Source organism: Micromonospora fiedleri (assembly GCF_016774385.1).
Taxonomy (GTDB): Bacteria; Actinomycetota; Actinomycetes; order Mycobacteriales; family Micromonosporaceae; genus Micromonospora; species Micromonospora gifhornensis.
Genome location: NZ_JAETXL010000011.1, coordinates 139,693 through 156,809 on the forward strand (window position 1 = coordinate 139,693; position 17,117 = coordinate 156,809).

The following is a 17,117-nucleotide window of genomic DNA, read 5'->3' on the forward strand; positions in this document are numbered from 1 at the left end:
GGGTCAGCTCCGGGTGGCGATACGCACCTGGGACCGGACGAACTCCGCGAGCTCGACCAGGGTGGGGTGCTCCAGCACCGCGCGCACGGTGATCCGTACCCGCAGCCGGCGACTCAGGCGTGCCGCGAGCCGGTTGGCCGACATCGAGTCGCCGCCCAGGTGGAAGAAGTGGTCGTCCAGGCCGATCTGCGCCACCGGCAGCAGATCCGCCCAGAGCTGCGCCAGGTCACGCTCCACCTCGTCGCGGGGTGCCCGGTAGGGCTTGCGGAGGGTGGTCCAGTCGGGGGCGGGCAGAGCGTTGCGGTCCACCTTGCCGTTGGCGGTCACCGGCAGCCGGTCCAACAGGGTGAACGAGGCCGGCACGGCATGCCCGGGCAGCAGGTCGACGAGCGCGGCCCGGACCCGGTGCGGTTCGGCCTCCGGGGCCACCAGATAGGCGCAGAGCTGGCTTTCGCCGTCCTCGTCGGCGAGGGCCACCACGACCGCGTCCTGCACACCGGGCTGGGCGAGCAGCGCCCGCTCCACCTCCGCGGGGTCGACCCGGAAGCCCCGGATCTTGACTTCCCGGTCGACGCGACCCCGGTGGTGCAGCCGTCCCCGTTCGTCGAAGCAGGCGAGGTCACCGGTGCGGTAGAGGCGGGCACCGGGTGGCCCGTACGGGTCCGGTCGGAACCGGTCGGCGGTCTGCGCCGGGTCGCCGAGGTATCCCCGGGCGAGTTCGGGTCCGCCGAGGTACATCTCGCCGACCGCGCCGGGCAGCAGGCGGCGCATCGCGGTGTCGAGGAGTTCGATCCGTACGCCCGGCCACGGCCTGCCGATCGGCGGCGGCGCGGTCCGGTCGGTGGTGGTGGCGGTCGCGCTGGTGAGGCGGTCCTCCCACGGCACCAGACAGCTGCTGATGCCGTTGGCCTCGGACGAGCCACAGGCGACGGCGACCTCGAAGGGCAGCTCCGGTGCCGCCCACCGCCGCACCTTGTCGCTGCCGACGGTCAACAGTTGCAGGGCCGTCTGGGCGGGCCAGGGCAGTTGGTAGAGCTGCTCGGCGAGGGGCATGCTGACGTACGCCTTGGTGATCTTCTCGGCCACCAGCCAGTCGCGCAGCAGGGGCGCGGCGCCGACGATCTCCGGTGGTGCGGTGTGCACACTGGCCCCGGCGCAGAGGTACGGCCACAGCTCGCCGACCGACACCGAGGAACCGGGTGGTGCCAGCCAGGCGGCCCGGTCCTGTGCGGTGATGCGGTGACCCTCCTGATGGGTGGCGACCGAGTGGGCCACCGACCGGTGCAGGACCGCGACCCGTTTGGGCGTACCGGTCGAGCCGGACGTGTGCACCACGTAGGCGACGTCCTCGGGATGCACGGCGATGCCCGGGTCGTCGGTGGGGAGCCGGTGGATGCGCGGCCACTCGGTGTCGACGGCCACCACGGTGCCGGCGACGGGCGGCAGGACGGCGCCGAGCCGCGCCAGGGTGAGCACGGCGCGTGGGCGGGCCACGTCGAGGACCTCGGCGATCCGCTGTGCCGGATGGGCCGGGTCCAGCAGGATCGCCGCCGCACCGCTTCTGAGGATGGCGAGGAAGGAGACGAGCATCTCGCTGCCACGATCCATCATCAGCCCCACGCAACCGTCCCGCTGGGCGCCGAGTTCCCGCAGTACCCGGGCCAACTGGTTGGCCCGGGAGTCCAGCTCGCCGTAGGTGAGGCTCGCGGGTCCGGATCCGAAGGCGAGCCGCCTGGGGTGCTGCTGCGCCTGGTGGGCCACCAGGTCGGGTACGAGTTCGCCGACGAGCACGGTGTCGGCGGGCCGTCCGTGGCGCGCCAACCAGTCCTGCGCCGTCCGGTCCGGTACGGCGAGCGTCCCGATCGGCCGGTGCGGGTCGTCGGCCACCTGGGCCAGCAGGGCGGCGAGGTTGCGGTCCAGTTCGGTGGCGAGCATCGGGGCGGACCAGCCCGGGGCGAGTTGCCAGGAGATCCCCGTGTCGTCGCCGGTGAGGACGAGTTGGGCGTCGGGGTCGGGGTGCGGATGGCGCCAGTGGAACGCCGCCGGCGCCGAGACCTCGCCGCTGCTCAGGGGGGTACCGGCGATGGTGTCGACGAGTTGCGCCATCGTCGTCCGACCGGACGGTACGGGCACCGTCGCCGATGCCCCGTCGACCCGCAGGGCGACCTGGCGTGGTGCGTGCGGGCCGCAGTGACGCAGCAGCACGAGCAGGGCGGCGGCGTAGGTCGACCAGTGCGGCGCGACGGCGTCGCGCGCTGTCGTCGGCGCGGTGAGCTCTGTCGATACCCGGTCGATTGCGGATATCGTCGATCTGGACTGTGGCGCAGATGCCGTCACAGCTGCCTCCTCGCGCACGTCACGACAACCCTCGGATCGCCAAGCATAACTAGAGTCAGCGCCTTGTCGGTAGATTTGAGACTGTAGTTGTCTCCAGTTATGCTTCCGGAAGCGCATGACCGAGGAGGACTTATGAGCGTGGCGGACGACGACGCCGAATACGTGGTGGTCTCCAACGACGAGGAGCAGTTCTCTCTCTGGTTGACCGGACGTAGCCTGCCCAACGGCTGGCGCGAGGCGGGCAAGCGGGGCAGCCGCGAGGAGTGCCTCGCCTACATCGAACAGGTCTGGACCGACATGCGACCGCGCAGCCTGCGCGAGTTCGCGGCCCGGTCGTCGACGCGGTGATCCGCGCCGTCGTCTTCGACATCGACGACACACTTGTCGACTTCTCCGGGGCGACCGGCCGCGGTCTGCTGGCCCACCTGGCCACGACGAGGGCGGTGAGCCCCACCGACGCCGAACGGTACGTCGCCCTCTGGCGGCACCTGGAGCAGATCCACTTCACCGCGTACCTGCGCGGTGAGTGCACCTTCACCGAACAACGTCGACGCCGGGCACGGGAGTTCTGTGCGACGGCCGGGTTCCCGCTGGGCCCCGAGGAGAGCGAGACCGACGCCTGGGTGGCCCGGTACCTGGAACACTGCGATCAGGCGTTCACGCTCTTCCCCGACGTGCTGCCCGCGCTCGACACCCTGCGGCACGCGGAGGTACGCCTCGCCGCGATGAGCAACAGCGACCGGGCGTACCAGCACCGCAAGCTGACCGCACTGGGCATCCGGGACCGGCTGGAGGCGCTGGTCTGCTGTGACGACGTCGACGGGGTGGCCAAACCGGACCCGCGGATCTTCCACGCCGTCTGCGACCGGCTCGGACTCGCACCCGCCGAGACGGTCTACGTGGGGGACCGACTCGACTCCGACGCCCGTGCCGCCATCGCGGCCGGGCTGACCGGGGTATGGCTGGACCGTACCGGTGACGGGCAGGCCGACGTACCCACCATCACCACACTCGATCAGCTCGTCCGGCTGCTGCCTGCCCGGACGGTGCGGAAGGGATCCTGATGCCGCTGACCCGAGAAGGGACCAGCTTTGCCGGGACGTGGTCGAGGCTGAGCGCCCAGCGGGGCAGCCTCTGCCTCGGGGTCGCTCCGTCGGCGTCCTGGATGCGCCGGTGGGAGCTGGACGACACCAGCGAGTCGCTGGACCGCTACGGCGACATCATTTTGGAGGCGGCCGGCGACGGGGTGGCCGGCTACAAGGTCCAGGTTCCGTTCTATCTGCGTCACGGCACCGCCGGGCTGGCCGCGTTGCGCCGTTTCGTCGACGGCGCGCACGAGCGGGACGCGCTGGTGCTCCTCGACGCCAAGGTCGGCGACGCCGACGACACGATGGCCGCCTACGCGGATCTCTACCTCGGGCCGGACAGCCAACTCGGCGGGGACGCGGTCACCACCTGCGCGTTCATGGGTACGGCGACACTGCACCCCTTGTTGCGGATCGCGCAGGACAGCGGCACCGCGGTCTTCACGTTGGTCCGTACCTCGAACCACGGCGCCGGAGAGGTCCAGGGCAGCCGTACCGCCGGTGGCACCAGCACGGCCGAGGCGATCGCGGACGCGCTCACCGGATGGCACACCGAGCATTGCGGCACTGACCAGCCCGGACCAGCGGCGGCGGTGGTGGGTGCCCGGCCACCCGAGTCGGCGCAGCTGGTCGGCCGCCTGCCGCACAGTGTCCTGGAGATCCCCGGACTGGGTCGGGCCGACCGCCGTACCGAGGAGGTCCTCGCCCCGGTCCGGGACGCGACCGACCGGGCGATGCTCACGGTGACGACCGGGGTGCTGCGGCACGGTCCCGCGCCGACGGCGCTGCGCGCCGGAATCCGGTGGTGGCACGAGGAGATCGCGCGACACCTCTAGACAGGTCGGGATGTCGATGCCCCGCCGTATCGAGGGCACCGACATCCCGGCTGCCTGCTCACGACCCGGCCAGCTCGGACAACCGCTGGTCGGGTCGACGCGTCGCCGCCAACAGGAGGTCGCGCCAGCGGGTCAGCAGTCCGCGCGCGGTCGGCGCGTCCCACAGGTTGGTGTTGAACTCGACACTGAGTTCCAACCGGTCGGCCCGGAGGGCGGCGGTGAAGTACAGGTCGTTGCGGGCCGTGTCGAGCCGGGTGAAGTGCCAGTCGACCGTGCAGCCGGCCAGGTTCCACCCACTACGGTCGGGCTCCTGCCACTCCACCGCCACCTGGAACAGGGGCAGCCGGTCCAGCTGCCGCGGCATCGCGGCGGCCCGCACCAGCTGAGGAAACGGCAGGCCCTGATGGTCGTACGCGCCCAGCACCGTGTCCCGTACCCGGGTCAGCAGCTCCGCGAAGGACGGATCGCCGGCGCAGTCCACCCGCAGCACGAGCGTCGCGATGGTGCAGCCGAGCAGTTCCTGGGCGCCTGGCAGGCGGCGGTTCTCCCCCACCGTGCCGATCGGCACGTCGTCGCTGCCGGCAAGGTGGTGCAGCAACGTCGCCTGCGCGGCGGTGACCAGGATGAACGGGCTGACCCGCCGGGTGGTGGCCAACCGCAGCACCGCTGCGGTCTGCTCCGGGTCGAGCAGGATCGCCAGTTGGTCACCGTCGAAGGTGGGCAGCGGCGGTCGGGGCAGCGGCGTCGGCAACGCCAGCACCGGCAACCCCGCCAGGGTCTGCTCCCAGTACGCCCACAGCCTGGCCGGCTCGGGGCCGCCCAGCCACTCGTCCTCCCAGCGGGCGTACTGCTGCCAGGTCAGCCCGGCTGCCGTCGCGGGCGGGTTCTCCCCGACGGCGAGGGCGTTGTAGCAGGCGCTCAGGTCCCGACAGAACACCTGGAAGCCCACCCCGTCCATGGCGATGTGGTGCACGGTGAGTAGCAGGACGTGCCGCGCGTCGGCACCCACGACCAGGGTTGCCCGGATGCCCGGCTCCTGGGCGAGGTCGAACGGTCGCAGCGCCTGCGCCTGCGCGAGCCGGTCGACCTCGGCCGCCCGCGCCTGCGGTGGCAGCGCGCTCAGGTCGGTGACCGACAGCTGCGGCCCCTGCGGCTGCGGCACCTGCACCGGCCGGTCGACGACGAACCGGATCACGCTGCGCAGCATCTCGTGCCGCTCGACCACCTGCGCGAACGCCTGCCGTAGCGCGGCCACGTCGAGTGGTCCGTCGATGTCGACCCGCAGCGGGCTGTGATAGGTGGCCCGACCGGGAGCGAGTCGGTCCAGCACCCAGATCTGGGTCTGCGCCGCCGTCAGCGGCGCGGCACCGGCCGGCTCGGCCACCGGACCGGACGCCGCCCCGTCGAACGATCCGAGGGCCGGGGTGCCGGTCGGGGCGGCGACGGGCGTCCGCGCAGGGCCGGCGGCGTCCTCCCGTTCGATCCGGCGGGCCAGGGAGCGCACCGTCGGGGCCTCGAAGATCCACCGGATCGGCACCTGTCGGCCGAGTTCGGTCCGCAGCCGCGACGCCAGTTCCGCCGCCAGGATGGAGTGTCCGCCGAGGACGAAGAAGTCATCGTCGTCGTCGAGGTCGTCGCGCCCCATCACCTGCCGCCAGCACTGGCGTACCGGGCCGAGGATCGCGCTGTCGCCGGTGCCCTCGGCCGCCGGACGGTCCACGTCGATCACGTCGGGAATCGCGTACCGGGGCAGCCGGGTGGCGAGGAACTCGGCCAGCTGCCGAGCGGTCGGAACCGGGTCGCCGGCGCACGTCACCCGGGCACGCAGCACCGGCGGGGTGCCGTCGTACCCGACCTCGGCGGCACGGACGCCGGGATGCACCGAGAGCGTGGCGGCCACCTCGTCCAACGGCACGGTCAACCCGTTGATCACCGGATGCTGGGCCCGAGGGCCGAGCCGCACGATCTCGCCCCGCCCGTCGACGTATCCGAGGTCGCCGGTGTCGGTGAGGGTCTGCCCGTGCACCGGTAGGAGACGGTCGCCGACCAGTCGGACGTGCTGCGGATCGACCGCGACGATCCGGCCGACCACGCCCTGCGGTGCGAGCGTGTCCGTGCCCTGCACCACCTGCTCCGCCGCGGGGACCGGGACACCGACCGGTGGGACCTCGGCGATGGCCACGGCCCGCTCCGCGGCGGAGAGCATCGGCAGATCGGTCAGCGCCATCGCGGGCGCCTCGATCGCCGCGGCCAGCAGGGTCCGCAGGTGGTCGAAGAGGGCCCGCACGAACGGCTCGGGAAGCAGTTGCTCGTCGAACTCCAGCCAGAAACCGATGCTTGTCGGGCTGGTCTGGGCCTCCACGATCAGGTCGAAGCGGGACCGGGAACGGGGAACGTGCTCGTACCGCAGGCGCAGGGTCTCGCCGGTCAGCTCCGCGTCGCGGACGTCGGCATGGGAGAAGATCACCTGGATCAGCGGATGGTAGCTCGGGTCCCGGTCGGGTCGGACCAGATCGACGAGTTGGGAGAAGGGCAGCCGGTCGTGGTCGAGCGCGTCGAGGCTGACCTCCATCACATGCCGTACGAGCTCGTGGAACGACTGCTCGGGGCGGGGTCGCAGGCGCAGCGGCACCGTGGTGGCGAAGAAGCCCACGAGTGGCTCCCACTGCTCGTCCGGCCGGGCCGCACTGGCGGTGCCGATGAGCAGGTCCTGCCGACCGGTGTAGCGGTGCACCACCGCGGTGAAGGCGGCGAGCAGTACGGCGGCGGGGGTGCTGCGCCAGCCGGTCGCGTGCCGGTGCAGCGACCGGGCCAGGCTCGCCGGGAAGGTCACCTGGATGCGTCGCCCGTGCGGGGACTTGACCGGTGGACGCAGACCGCCGGTACGCAGTGGGAGCACCGGAACGGCGCCGTCGAGCTGCGTACGCCAGTACCGCTGTTCCTCGGCGAGTTCCCGACCGTCGAGCAGCCGACGCTGCTCCTCGGCGAAGTGCCGGTACTGGCACGGCAGCGGTGGCAGCTCAGGTGCCCGCCCGGCGGCGAACGCCTCGTAGGCGGCGAGCAGCTCGTGCAGCACCACGCGCAGCGACCAGCCGTCGGCCACGATGTGGTGGGTGGCGAGGACGAGGATGTGCTCGGTGTCGTCCAGCCGCAGCAGCGCGGCGCGGACCAGTGGACCGTTACGCAGGTCGTACGGAGGGTCCGCGACCAGCCCGGCGAGATCGGCGACCATCTGGTCGCGCAGCGCCACCGGCACGTACGCCAGGTCCGTCGGCTGCCCCAGGTCGATGGTGAGTTCGGGCCGGATGCGGCAGACCGGCGTACCGTCGACGGCGTCGAAGGTGGAGCGCAGCACCTCGTGCCGGCTCAGGATCACATCGAGGCTTCGTTGCAGCAGCGGCACCCGCAGTTCGCCCTCGATGCGCAGCACCCAGACCTCGTTGTAGGTGCCGGGAGCGAGGCTCTCCATGAGCCAGAGCTGCTCCTGCGGGAACGACAACGGCGCCAGCCGGCCACCGGGAATCTCGATGCCGGTCACCCTGTCCCCCACCGCCGCGCCAGGAGCCGGGTGGCCGAGTGCCGGTGCGGGATGGGCTGGTCGGCGTGGGAGGAGATGACGTCGTCGTCGTGCACCTCGACCAGTTCCCAGTCCGGCTTGAGGTAGTAGCCGACGAGGGTGCCGTGCGGCAGGATGCAGCGGGGCGGGTTGACGTGGTTGTCCAGCTCCTGGGCGCGGTCGTTGAAGGCGCACAGGACGTGCCAGCCGCCGACCCGGGTGGCCTGTTGCAGGGCGGTGACCGCGGCGGTGACGGACGCCTCGTCGGCGAGCCAGTGCGCCACGCTGTCGAAGACCACCACGTCGTAGCCGGCGGGCGGCAACGGTTGGGTGAGCACGTCCCGCACCGACCAGGTGATCCCCGGTTCGTCCGGCCAGGCCCCCCGAGCGTTGCGCAACGCCAGCTCGGACACGTCGGTCGCGTCGACGAGCGCACCGTGTCGGGCCAGGAACGCGGCGTTGCGCCCCTCGCCGCAGCCCGCGTCCAGCACCCGGAGGCCCTCCAGCGAGGTGCGCCGGGCCAGGCTCTCGACGACCGGTTCCGGCTCACGTCCCCACAGGCAGGGGCTCATCGCGTACCCGCGGTCGCAGCCACCGTCCAACGTCGGACCACTCATGCCGTCGCCTCCACGTCCTGTACGGTGCGCAACTTCGGAATCGGCGAGAAGATCAGCCACAGCAGCGACAGCGGGATGCCCACGGCGGTGATGAACAGCGTCGCCCGCAACCCGATGGAGTCCCCGAGCAGGCCCGCCACCAGCGCGGAGATCGGCACCAGGCCACCGATGAGGAACCGGAAGCTGGCGTTGACCCGACCCAGGATGTGCTGCGGGATCACCATCTGACGCATGGTCATCTCGGCGATGTTCGACGAGACGATGCCGTAACCGACCACGAAGTGGATGACGCCGAAGAGGATCGCGGCGGTGGTCGGCGAACCGTCGACGAACGGGATGGCCACGATCGGCACGACGGCCAGCAGGTAGGCGACGATCAGCAGCCGTCCGTAGCCCAGCACCTTCAGCAGCCGTCCCATGGTCACCGCGCCGATCAGACCGCCGACGCCGAAGGCGGCGAAGATGAATCCGAGCGCGGCCGGGGTGATGCCGAACTCGCGGGTCGCGTACAGCACGAAGAGGGTGAGCATCAGCATCGAGAAGAAGTTGAAGGTGGCGCTGTTGCCGGCCAGTGCCCGGACCACCGGGTGCCGGACGGTGATCCGCATGCCGTTGCCGATGTCGCTGAAGACTCCCCGCCAGCCGCGACCGATGTCCTCGGCGGATCGCTCGACCGGCGGCTCCGGGGTCTTCACCATTGCGATGGCGATCGCCGAGGCGACGAACGAGATCGCGTCGATGACCAGCGCGAACGGCGCTCGCAACGCCTGCACGAGCAGACCGGCCAGGCCGGGACCGGCGATCTGGGACAGCGAGTCGGTGGCCTGCAGCCGGCTGTTGCCGGCCATCAGCTGCTCACGGGAGACGATGCTGGGCAGGTAGGAGCGGTAGGCCAGGTCGAAGATGACCGAAAGGCAACCGACCGTGAAGGCGACGAGGTACATCACCATCATGGTCAGCGAGTCGAGGAAGGCCAGCACCGGCACGAGACCGATCACGAAGGCACGGGCCAGGTCGGTGCCGATCATCAACGGACGTCGGCGCATCCGGTCGACGAGCACGCCGAAGAACAGCAGAGGGCCCAGGAAGGCCAGCTCCCGCAACGCCGACATGACGCCGATCTGGGTGGCGCTCGCATCCAGGATGAGGATCGCGGTGAGCGGCAACGCCAGGGTGGTGATCTCGGTGCCGAAGGCGGAGATCCCCTGCCCGAGCCAGAGCTTGTTGAAGTCGCGGTGCCGGTTCAGCGAGGGTGGTGGAGCTCCGTCATCCGACGGTGCTCCATCGCGGACGGTTTCGGTGCTCATAACGGGGTTTCCTCTCGGGCTCCGAGCAGGGTCGGCGCGTTGCCGGTGGTCCAGGGGTCGTAGAGCAGTGCGCGGTCACCGGCGTGCCGGCGAAGCGCGGTGATGACGGTCGTCGGGTCCGGCGCGGCGACGGTGAGCCGCGAGGTGGCGTACACCTGCTGTGCCGGGTCGTTGAACGACGCCCCGGTGTACGGGACCTCGGCGGCGTACCGGAGGGCCGGCAACGCCGCCGACGACGTCAGGTGGTGCAGCGAGAAGACGGGTATCTCGGCGGCCAGCGCGGCGATGCGCAGAGTGCCGCAGATCCGCGGGTTGATCTCCAGGACCAGACCGGTGCCGTCGGCCTGGACCAGGAACTCCACCTCCAGGTAGCCGTCGACGTCGGCGGCCCGGGCGATGGTTTCGGTGGTGTCGCGCAGCCAGGTGTCGAGGGCCGGGGTCAGGCCGGGCGCGGGGCACAGCCGCAGCCGGCGCCACGGTGGGACCAGCATCGGCGAGGTGGGTCCCTTCCAGACCGGCGGGAGGGTGATGGTGCGCCCGGCGGTCCGGTGCGCCACGACCGAGTACTCCACCCCGTCGGCGTACCGCTCGGTGAAGTACTGCGGGGACGACGTCACCTCGGTGGCCATCCGGATGCCGATGCTCTGGGTGCTGTTACGGCCCTTCACCACCAGCAGGTCGTCGCCGCCTCCGTCGAGGGTGCCCTCGTCCTGGTACCGCCACGGGGCGGTGGGGATGCCGTGCCGGTCGAAGAAGCGCTTCATGGCCACCTTGTCGAGGCCCAGGCTCGCCGCGCTCGCCGACTGGACGATGACCCGGTGGCCGGCGAGGCGCAGCCCGGCGGCGAGTTCCCGGTCCCGCAGCAGCGTGTCGTGGCTGGTGAGGAAGACGGCGGTCGCGACGTCGAGGCCCTGGAGACTGCGCTGGAGCGCCTCGGCGTCGACCGGCCCCTCACCCAGATGCAGGTGCCGATCGCCGGGTCGCCACTGCACGAAGTGGGTGAACCAGCTGGCGAGGCTCTGCACGCCGACGAGGTAGACCGAGACCTGGCTCATCGGGTCGCCGCCAGGTCGGACAGCGCCCGCTCGGCGGCCCGCCGGTACGCGCCGAGCAGTTCCTCCTGCGGCTCGTTGAAGTAGGTCGCCGGCAGGCTGATCCACTCGTCGTGCAGACGAGCGCTCACCGGAAGGTCCTGGAGGGCGTACGTGAAGCGTTGGCGCAGCGTGGCCGGTGAGTACGCGTGCCAGGTCGGCGGCCGGGCGCCGGTGAAGACCGACGTACGGTGCAGCGGGGCGGTCTGCGGCACACCGGCCCGTACGCCGTGCCGCTTCAGCGCGGCGACCAGGTCGTCGCGGTCGAAGCCGGCGCGCAGCGGGTCGACGCGCAGCACGATGTCGTACCAGCCGCCCATGGTGTGTCCGGCCGCGACGCCCAGCCCTTCGACGCCGGGATGGGTGCTGAGTGCGGCGACGAGTGCGGTGGCGTTGTGGTGCTTGGCGCGCACCAGCGCGTCGAGCCGTCGCATGTGGCTGCTGGCCAGGACGGCCGCGACGGGGCTGATCCGCAGGTTGCCGCCCAGCCCGACGTCGGCGAGGCGACGCAGCGCCGGATCGCGGACGGTGAGGTTGCTGCGTTGCCGGAAGCTGCTCAGCAGGCAGGCCAGGTCGTAGTGGCGGGTGTCGCGGCAGGCGAGGACGCCACCCATCCCACCGCTGACGAGTTTGAGTCCGCCGATGCTGAAGACGGCGAGGTCGCCGAAGGTGCCCACCGGGACGCCGTCGATGGTCGATCCGTGGGCGTGCGAGCAGTCCTCGATCAGCGCCAGTGACCGTTCGCGGGCCAGCTGTGCGATCTCCGCCATCGGGCAGGGGTGGCCGAACAGGTGGGTGACCGCGATGGCCCGGGTCCGACTGGTGATCCGCTCGGCCAGGCTGGCGGCGGTGACGTTGCCGTTGGCCGATCCGCTGTCGCAGAGCACCGGGGTGGCGCCGAGCACGAACAGCGGCGAGGCGGTGGCGAGGAAGGTCAGGGATGGCACCAGCACCTCGTCGCCGGGACCGAGCCCGAGGACGTAGTACGCGGCGAGCAGCGCGCTGGTGCCGGAGTTGACCGCGAGGACGTGTCGACCGGCCAGGTGGTCGGCGAACAACTGCTCGATCTCGGCGATCTCGGGACCGTGCCGGTAGTCGAAGGTGCGGCCGGCGCGGATCAGGTCGGTGGCTCGTGCGACGGCCTGGCCGTCGTAGACCGGCCACTGCTGCGGGTGGTCGATCCCCGGCGTGGTGGCGGTGAGTCCGGTGGAGGTCATGGCCGTCACCGCGCCACGCTGAGCAGGTCTTCGTCGATCAACCGGAGTATCTGTGCGGTGTGTTCGTGCAGGAAGAAGTGCCCGCCCGGGAAGACGCTCACCCGGCACGGGCCGGTGGTCTCGCGGTCCCAGGCCCGGGCCCGCTCCGGGGTGGCGTAGTCGTCGTCGGTGGCGGCGAAGGCGTGTACCGGCACCGACGACGGCGTGGTGTACGGGTACTGCCAGGTGGCGCCGAGGGTCAGGTCGGCGCGGATGACGGGCAGCGCCAGCTGCATCAGGTCCGGGCTGTCGAGCACCTCCGGTGGCGTACCGCCGAGGTCGGCCAGCCAGGCCAGCAGCCGGTCGTCGGGTTCGGCCCACGCCGCTTCGGGGATCCGCAGCCACGGTGCGGGGCTGCCGGAGGCGAACAGCCAGCTGGGCAGGGGCGCGCCGTCCTGTTCGAGCCGGCGGGTCAGCGCGTACGCGATCCGGGCTCCCATGCTGTGGCCGAAGAAGGCGAAGGGGCGTTGCCGCAGCAGCGGGTCGAGGGCCTCGACCAGCAGATCGAGCAGGCGGTCCATGGCGGCGACAGGTCGTTCCCCGAGCCGGTTCTCCCGCCCGGGCAACTGCACGGCGGCCACCTCGACCTGCGGCAGCCAGCGATGCCACTCCCGGTACGCCGAGGCGCCGCCGCCCGCGTACGGGAAGCAGAACAACCGCGTGGGAGCGGCTGGGTTCGGCGTGGCGATGCTCACCCACTTGTCCATCAGCACCTCAACTCGTCTTGACTGCCGATGACAACGGAATTTACCAGAGTTGACGGCTCAAGTCATGACAGGAGTCATGCAAAGTCAACAGCCGACAGCGGGTCGCCCTGGGCCTCCCACAACGGCCACGTGCCGGCGTGGGCGGTACGCCCGTGCCCCATCCGTACGTTGTCGACGAGCACCAGGTCCCCCGGTGCCCACGACAGGTCGAACGTGGAGGCGTCGATCGCCTCCTGCACCGCCGCCAGGTCCTCGGCCGGCACCGGTTCCCCGTCACCGAAGAAGGTGTTGAACGGCAGCCCCGCACGGCCGTACGCCCCCACCAGCACCTCGCGTTCCTCCGGCTGGAGACTCCACTCGCTGAGGAAGGCGATCTGGTTGAACCACGCCGGCACGCCCGTCACCGGATGCGTGAACGTCGACGCCCGAGCCTGCCGGGTACGCAGCGTGTCGTCGGGCAGCCACTCGTACCCGATCGACTGTCCGGCGCAGTACGCCTCGACCTCGGCCACGGTCTCCACCCCGAACGCCTGCCGCCAACCCATGCCCACGTACGGCCGGAAGTTGCGGACCAGCATCCACCCCCGCGTGACGAACGCGTCCCGTACCCGCGACGGCAGCCGGGACAACGCCTCGACCCCGTCGGCGAGCAGGGTCCGCCCGCTCGTCGCCGCCCCCGGCGGGTGTGCCAGCAGCAGCGTGCCGGGAAACACCAGCGCCTGGCTCTGCTCGTTGTGCGGGCACATGTCCCGGTACGACGGCCAGGCGGGCGGCCCGTACACCGGCCCGCCCAGGTGCGGCCGGGGTGCGAACGGTTCCCGACGCGGGCAGGGCCGGACCAGTGCCTCGACGGCCGACGCGAACCGCTCGGGGGAATCCAGCCCGAGCCCACGCAGGTGCACCACACCGGTCTCGGTGAGCCGCTGACGAAGCTCGACACGGTTGTCGTACAGCCAGTCGTCGGCGTCGGCGCGGACCGGCCACGGCTCGACGACCCGGCCGCCGCTCGCGACCGCGGTCACCGCGCCACCACCCGCCCGACGATCTCCACGGCCCGGTCGACGTCGGCACGGCTGACACCACGGTGGGTCACGGCACGGATCCGACCGTGCCCGAACTCCGCCACCCGCAGTCCGAGGTCGGCCGTCTCGGCGACGAACCGCTCCCACGGCATGTCGGCGAGCCGGAACAGGACGATGTTGGTCTGCACCCGTTTCGGGTCGACCGTCACCCCGGGCACCTGCGCCAGCCCTTCGGCGAAGCGCAGCGCGTTCGCGTGGTCCTCGGCGAGTCGCTGCGGCATCCGGGTCACGGCGATCAACCCCGCCGCCGCCAGCACACCCGCCTGCCGCATCCCACCGCCCAGCAACTTGCGCACCCGGCGGGCCCGGCCGATGACCTCGGCGGGGCCGGTGAGCATCGAACCGACCGGAGCGCTGAGCCCCTTGGACAGGCAGAACTGCACGGTGTCGGCGTGCCGCGCGACGGCCTCGACGGTGGTACCGGCGGCCAGTGCGGCGTTGAACAGGCGCGCCCCGTCGAGGTGGACGGGAACTTGTCGCTCGTCGGCGAAGTCCCGCACCGCGCGCAGGTACGCCTCGTCGAGCACGACGCCGCCGGCCCGGTTGTGGGTGTTCTCCAGGCAGATCAACGCGGGCAGCGCGAACTGCGGGTCGTCCGGGTCGGCGGGAAAGGCCGCGGCGAGCCCGTCGAGCGGAAGACGTCCGTCCTCGTCGGTGCGGACCGGCTCGTAGGCCGCCCCGGCGCAGACACTCGCTCCGGCGGCCTCGTACAGGTAGATGTCGGACTCGTCGCCGACGATGACCTTCGCGCCGCGTGGCACCTGGGCCATGATCGCGCAGAGGTTGGCCATCGTGCCGCTCGGCAGGAAGCAGGCCGCCTCCTTGCCGGTCAGCTGCGCGCTCGTCTCTTCCAGCTCACGGACGGTCGGGTCCTCGCCGTAGACGTCGTCGCCGAGGGTGGCGCTCGTCATCGCGGCGAGCATCTGCTCCGTCGGCAGGGTGAAGGTGTCACTGCGCATCTCGATCATGCGGGTACCGTCACTTTCTCGTCAGCCGCGGCGGTACCGTCCGACGCGGGAGTCACGTCCAGTGCCATCCGGGCCAGGGCCTGGTCGAGGCGGGCCCGTACCTGCTCAGGGCTGTCGCCGTCGGCGATCACCCAGCCGAGTCGCCCGTAGGCGTCGGTGGCCGGGCCGACGGCGGCACCGACGGGTGCGGTGACCGTCACGTCGTGCACGCCCGGCAGCGCGGCGGCCTCCTCGACGCCGTCGACGGCATGCAACACCCCGGTGGTCGCGGTGGTCAGGAAGCGGATCCCGGCGTACCGGGTCGCGGGTGCCAGCGGCTCCAGTGGCAGTCCGCTCGCCGCCCGGAGCTGCCGCTGGACCAGGTTCAGCCCGGTGGCGAGGCGGATCAGTTCGGGGATCATGCCGCCGGCCAGCCGAGCGTTGATCTCGACCACGACCGGTCCGGCCTCGGTCAGCCGCATCTCGACGTGCGCCGCGCCGTGCGCGAGCCCGACCGCGGCCAGCGCCGAGCGGGCGGTCCGTCGGACCGCCTCGCTCTCCGGTCGCTCCGGCGCCGGGAAGAGGTGGCCGGTCTCCACGAAGTACGGCTCGGGACCGATCGACTTGTCGGTGATGCCGACGACCTCCACGCGCCCGTCGGCGGCGAAGGTCTCCACACTCACCTCCGCACCGCGCAGGTACTGCTCGACCAGCACGGCCGGCGCGACGACCTGACCCCGGACGTTCACCGTGACCGCGAGCAGCGCCGCCACCTGGGCCTGCGCCTCCGCCTCGGTGCGACACAGCCGCACCCCGGTCGAGGCCGAGTCGCCTGTCGGCTTGACCACGCAGGGCAGCCCGGCCCGCGCCACCGCAGCCGCGACCTCGTGCGGCGTACGGACCACCGAGTACCGCGGCTGCGGCAACCCCGCCCGGCTCAGCAGGTCACGGGTGCGCGCCTTGTCCCGACACGCCGCCACCGCGTCGGCGCTGCTACCGGGCAGGCCGAGGCCGTTGGCCAGGGTGGCCGCGGTCTCCAGGTAGAACTCGCTCGTGGTGGTGACCCCGGCCAGGGACCGCCGCCGGGACAGCAGCGCGCGCAGGGCGTCGACGTCGTTGGTGTCGCACTCGACGACCTCCGCCGGGGTCTCGGGCAGCCCGCGGTACCGGCCCGGACGATGGGTCAGCAGGACCGGGCGCAGCCCCAGTCGTACCGCCTGGTGCAGGGCGAGCATGCCGGTGCCGGTGGTGTTGGACTCGACGAAGATCAGCTCCCGGGGCGGCACCGGCGCGTACGACCACGAGGTGACGCGGCTGCCGTACGGCACCTGCACCGGCTCGGTGGCCAGCGGAAGGTCGTCGAGCTTCTGCTCGGCCCAGTACCCGTCGTCGTAGAGGTTCTCGGCATAGCGGTCACCCCGGTCGGGCAGGATGCCGACCACCCGGGTGCCCGGGGCGAGCAGCCCGGTCAGCCCTCTCATCACCTGGTACACCGATCCGGCCGAGTTGCCGGCGAAGATGCCCTGTTCCCGGGCGAGGTCGCGGGTGGCGGCGAAGGCCTCCCGGTCGTTGAGCCAGTGCACCTCGTCGATGACCGTGTGGTCGAGGTTCTCCGGATGCAGGCTGTTACCCAGCCCGCTCTGCCGACGGCGGGGCAGGTCGGGCTGACCGAACAGGACGCTGCCGACGCAGTCGACCGCGACGACCCGCAACTGCGGCCGGTACGCGCGCAGCGCGCGGGCGGCACCGCAGAGCGAGCCACCGCTGCCCACCGAGCCGACGAGCACGTCGACCGGTCCCAGGTCGGTGATGATCTCCCGGGCCAGCGCCTGGTACGCGCGCGGGTTCAGCGGGTTGCCGTACTGCTGCGGCCAGTACGCGCCGGGCAGTTCCCGACGCAGTTCGGCGAGGCGCTCCAGGCGCGCGCTCTGCCAGCCGTGGCGCGCCATCGCCGGCACCACGTGCACGACACAGCCGAGCGAGCGGAGCTTGGCCAGGGTGATCGGGTCGATGCGGGGGTCGGTGACGATGTGCACCGGGTGGCCCAGCACGGTCCCGACGAGCGCCAACCCGAGCGCCAACGTCCCGGAGGAACTCTCCACGATCGGCGCCCCCGGGGCCAGCTCACCGGACTCCCGCGCCGCGAGCACCACCTCACGGGCGACCCGGTCCTTCATCCCGTACGGGTTCTGTAGTTCGAGCTTGGCGAACAACTGCACGTCCCCGGAGGCCCGCAGCCGGACCAGGGGCGTGTGCCCGATCGCGTCCACCATGGAGTCGAAACGCACCGCAGCTC

Annotated in this window: 13 protein-coding genes; 3 read left to right on the forward strand and 10 right to left on the reverse strand. The window is 71.7% G+C overall.

Annotation, left to right across the window (positions count from 1 at the left end; all coding sequences use genetic code 11):
• Positions 1-3 precede the first annotated feature (3 nt).
• Entirely contained in the window at positions 4-2,337 is a 2,334-nt protein-coding gene (locus JMF97_RS26525; RefSeq protein ID WP_203223998.1) for an AMP-binding protein, read from the reverse strand.
• A gap of 132 nt (positions 2,338-2,469) precedes the next feature.
• Here JMF97_RS26525 and JMF97_RS26530 point away from each other — a divergent pair, with 132 nt between their 5' ends.
• From JMF97_RS26530 to pyrF, 3 genes are read left to right on the forward strand one after another with little or no spacing between them, the layout of a single operon-like run.
• A complete protein-coding gene (locus JMF97_RS26530) occupies positions 2,470-2,685 on the forward strand; it encodes an MbtH family protein (RefSeq protein ID WP_203223999.1) in 216 nt (71 codons plus the stop codon).
• The gene (locus JMF97_RS26535) at positions 2,682-3,401 is read left to right on the forward strand and encodes an HAD family hydrolase (protein ID WP_203224000.1); all 720 of its coding nucleotides are present in this window, start codon (positions 2,682-2,684) and stop codon (positions 3,399-3,401) included. Before JMF97_RS26530 ends, JMF97_RS26535 begins: the two co-directional genes overlap by 4 nt.
• Positions 3,401-4,258, forward strand: coding sequence for an orotidine-5'-phosphate decarboxylase (pyrF, locus tag JMF97_RS26540; RefSeq protein ID WP_203224001.1), 858 nt, complete (start codon positions 3,401-3,403; stop codon positions 4,256-4,258). The genes JMF97_RS26535 and pyrF overlap by 1 nt, the downstream gene beginning before the upstream one ends.
• Before the next feature lie 58 nt (positions 4,259-4,316).
• On the opposite strand, the gene JMF97_RS26545 is transcribed toward pyrF, so the two are convergent.
• The 9 genes from JMF97_RS26545 to JMF97_RS26585 form a co-directional block, all read right to left on the reverse strand.
• Complete coding sequence (locus JMF97_RS26545; protein WP_203224002.1) at positions 4,317-7,796, reverse strand: condensation domain-containing protein; 3,480 nt, start codon at positions 7,794-7,796, stop codon at positions 4,317-4,319.
• On the reverse strand, positions 7,793-8,431 hold the full coding sequence (locus JMF97_RS26550) for a class I SAM-dependent methyltransferase (protein ID WP_203224003.1): 639 nt from the start codon (positions 8,429-8,431) through the stop codon (positions 7,793-7,795). The genes JMF97_RS26545 and JMF97_RS26550 overlap by 4 nt, the downstream gene beginning before the upstream one ends.
• On the reverse strand, positions 8,428-9,738 hold the full coding sequence (locus tag JMF97_RS26555) for an MFS transporter (RefSeq protein ID WP_013734183.1): 1,311 nt from the start codon (positions 9,736-9,738) through the stop codon (positions 8,428-8,430). The genes JMF97_RS26550 and JMF97_RS26555 overlap by 4 nt, the downstream gene beginning before the upstream one ends.
• Positions 9,735-10,793, reverse strand: a complete 1,059-nt coding sequence (locus tag JMF97_RS26560; protein ID WP_203224004.1) for an ATP-binding protein — start codon at positions 10,791-10,793, stop codon at positions 9,735-9,737. The genes JMF97_RS26555 and JMF97_RS26560 overlap by 4 nt, the downstream gene beginning before the upstream one ends.
• Complete coding sequence (locus JMF97_RS26565; RefSeq protein ID WP_203224005.1) at positions 10,790-12,046, reverse strand: DegT/DnrJ/EryC1/StrS family aminotransferase; 1,257 nt, start codon at positions 12,044-12,046, stop codon at positions 10,790-10,792. Before JMF97_RS26565 ends, JMF97_RS26560 begins: the two co-directional genes overlap by 4 nt.
• A gap of 5 nt (positions 12,047-12,051) precedes the next feature.
• Entirely contained in the window at positions 12,052-12,792 is a 741-nt protein-coding gene (locus JMF97_RS26570) for a thioesterase II family protein (protein ID WP_203224006.1), read from the reverse strand.
• Positions 12,793-12,866: 74 nt separating this feature from the next.
• Positions 12,867-13,814: a TauD/TfdA family dioxygenase gene (locus JMF97_RS26575; RefSeq protein WP_203224007.1), complete on the reverse strand. Its 948-nt coding sequence runs from the start codon at positions 13,812-13,814 to the stop codon at positions 12,867-12,869.
• Entirely contained in the window at positions 13,811-14,842 is a 1,032-nt protein-coding gene (locus tag JMF97_RS26580) for a GntG family PLP-dependent aldolase (RefSeq protein WP_203224008.1), read from the reverse strand. Before JMF97_RS26580 ends, JMF97_RS26575 begins: the two co-directional genes overlap by 4 nt.
• Positions 14,839-17,109: a pyridoxal-phosphate dependent enzyme gene (locus JMF97_RS26585; RefSeq protein WP_203224009.1), complete on the reverse strand. Its 2,271-nt coding sequence runs from the start codon at positions 17,107-17,109 to the stop codon at positions 14,839-14,841. Before JMF97_RS26585 ends, JMF97_RS26580 begins: the two co-directional genes overlap by 4 nt.
• Positions 17,110-17,117: the final 8 nt, after the last annotated feature.

Bases quoted from the DNA above. Each gene is read 5' to 3' on its own strand.
- JMF97_RS26530 (WP_203223999.1), top strand. From the start codon at position 2,470: ATGAGCGTGGCGGACGACGACGCCGAATACGTGGTGGTCTCCAACGAC.
- pyrF (WP_203224001.1), top strand. From the start codon at position 3,401: ATGCCGCTGACCCGAGAAGGGACCAGCTTTGCCGGGACGTGGTCGAGG.
- JMF97_RS26550 (WP_203224003.1), bottom strand. From the start codon at position 8,431: ATGAGTGGTCCGACGTTGGACGGTGGCTGCGACCGCGGGTACGCGATG.
- JMF97_RS26555 (WP_013734183.1), bottom strand. From the start codon at position 9,738: ATGAGCACCGAAACCGTCCGCGATGGAGCACCGTCGGATGACGGAGCT.
- JMF97_RS26560 (WP_203224004.1), bottom strand. From the start codon at position 10,793: ATGAGCCAGGTCTCGGTCTACCTCGTCGGCGTGCAGAGCCTCGCCAGC.
- JMF97_RS26565 (WP_203224005.1), bottom strand. From the start codon at position 12,046: ATGACCTCCACCGGACTCACCGCCACCACGCCGGGGATCGACCACCCG.
- JMF97_RS26570 (WP_203224006.1), bottom strand. From the start codon at position 12,792: ATGGACAAGTGGGTGAGCATCGCCACGCCGAACCCAGCCGCTCCCACG.
- JMF97_RS26580 (WP_203224008.1), bottom strand. From the start codon at position 14,842: ATGATCGAGATGCGCAGTGACACCTTCACCCTGCCGACGGAGCAGATG.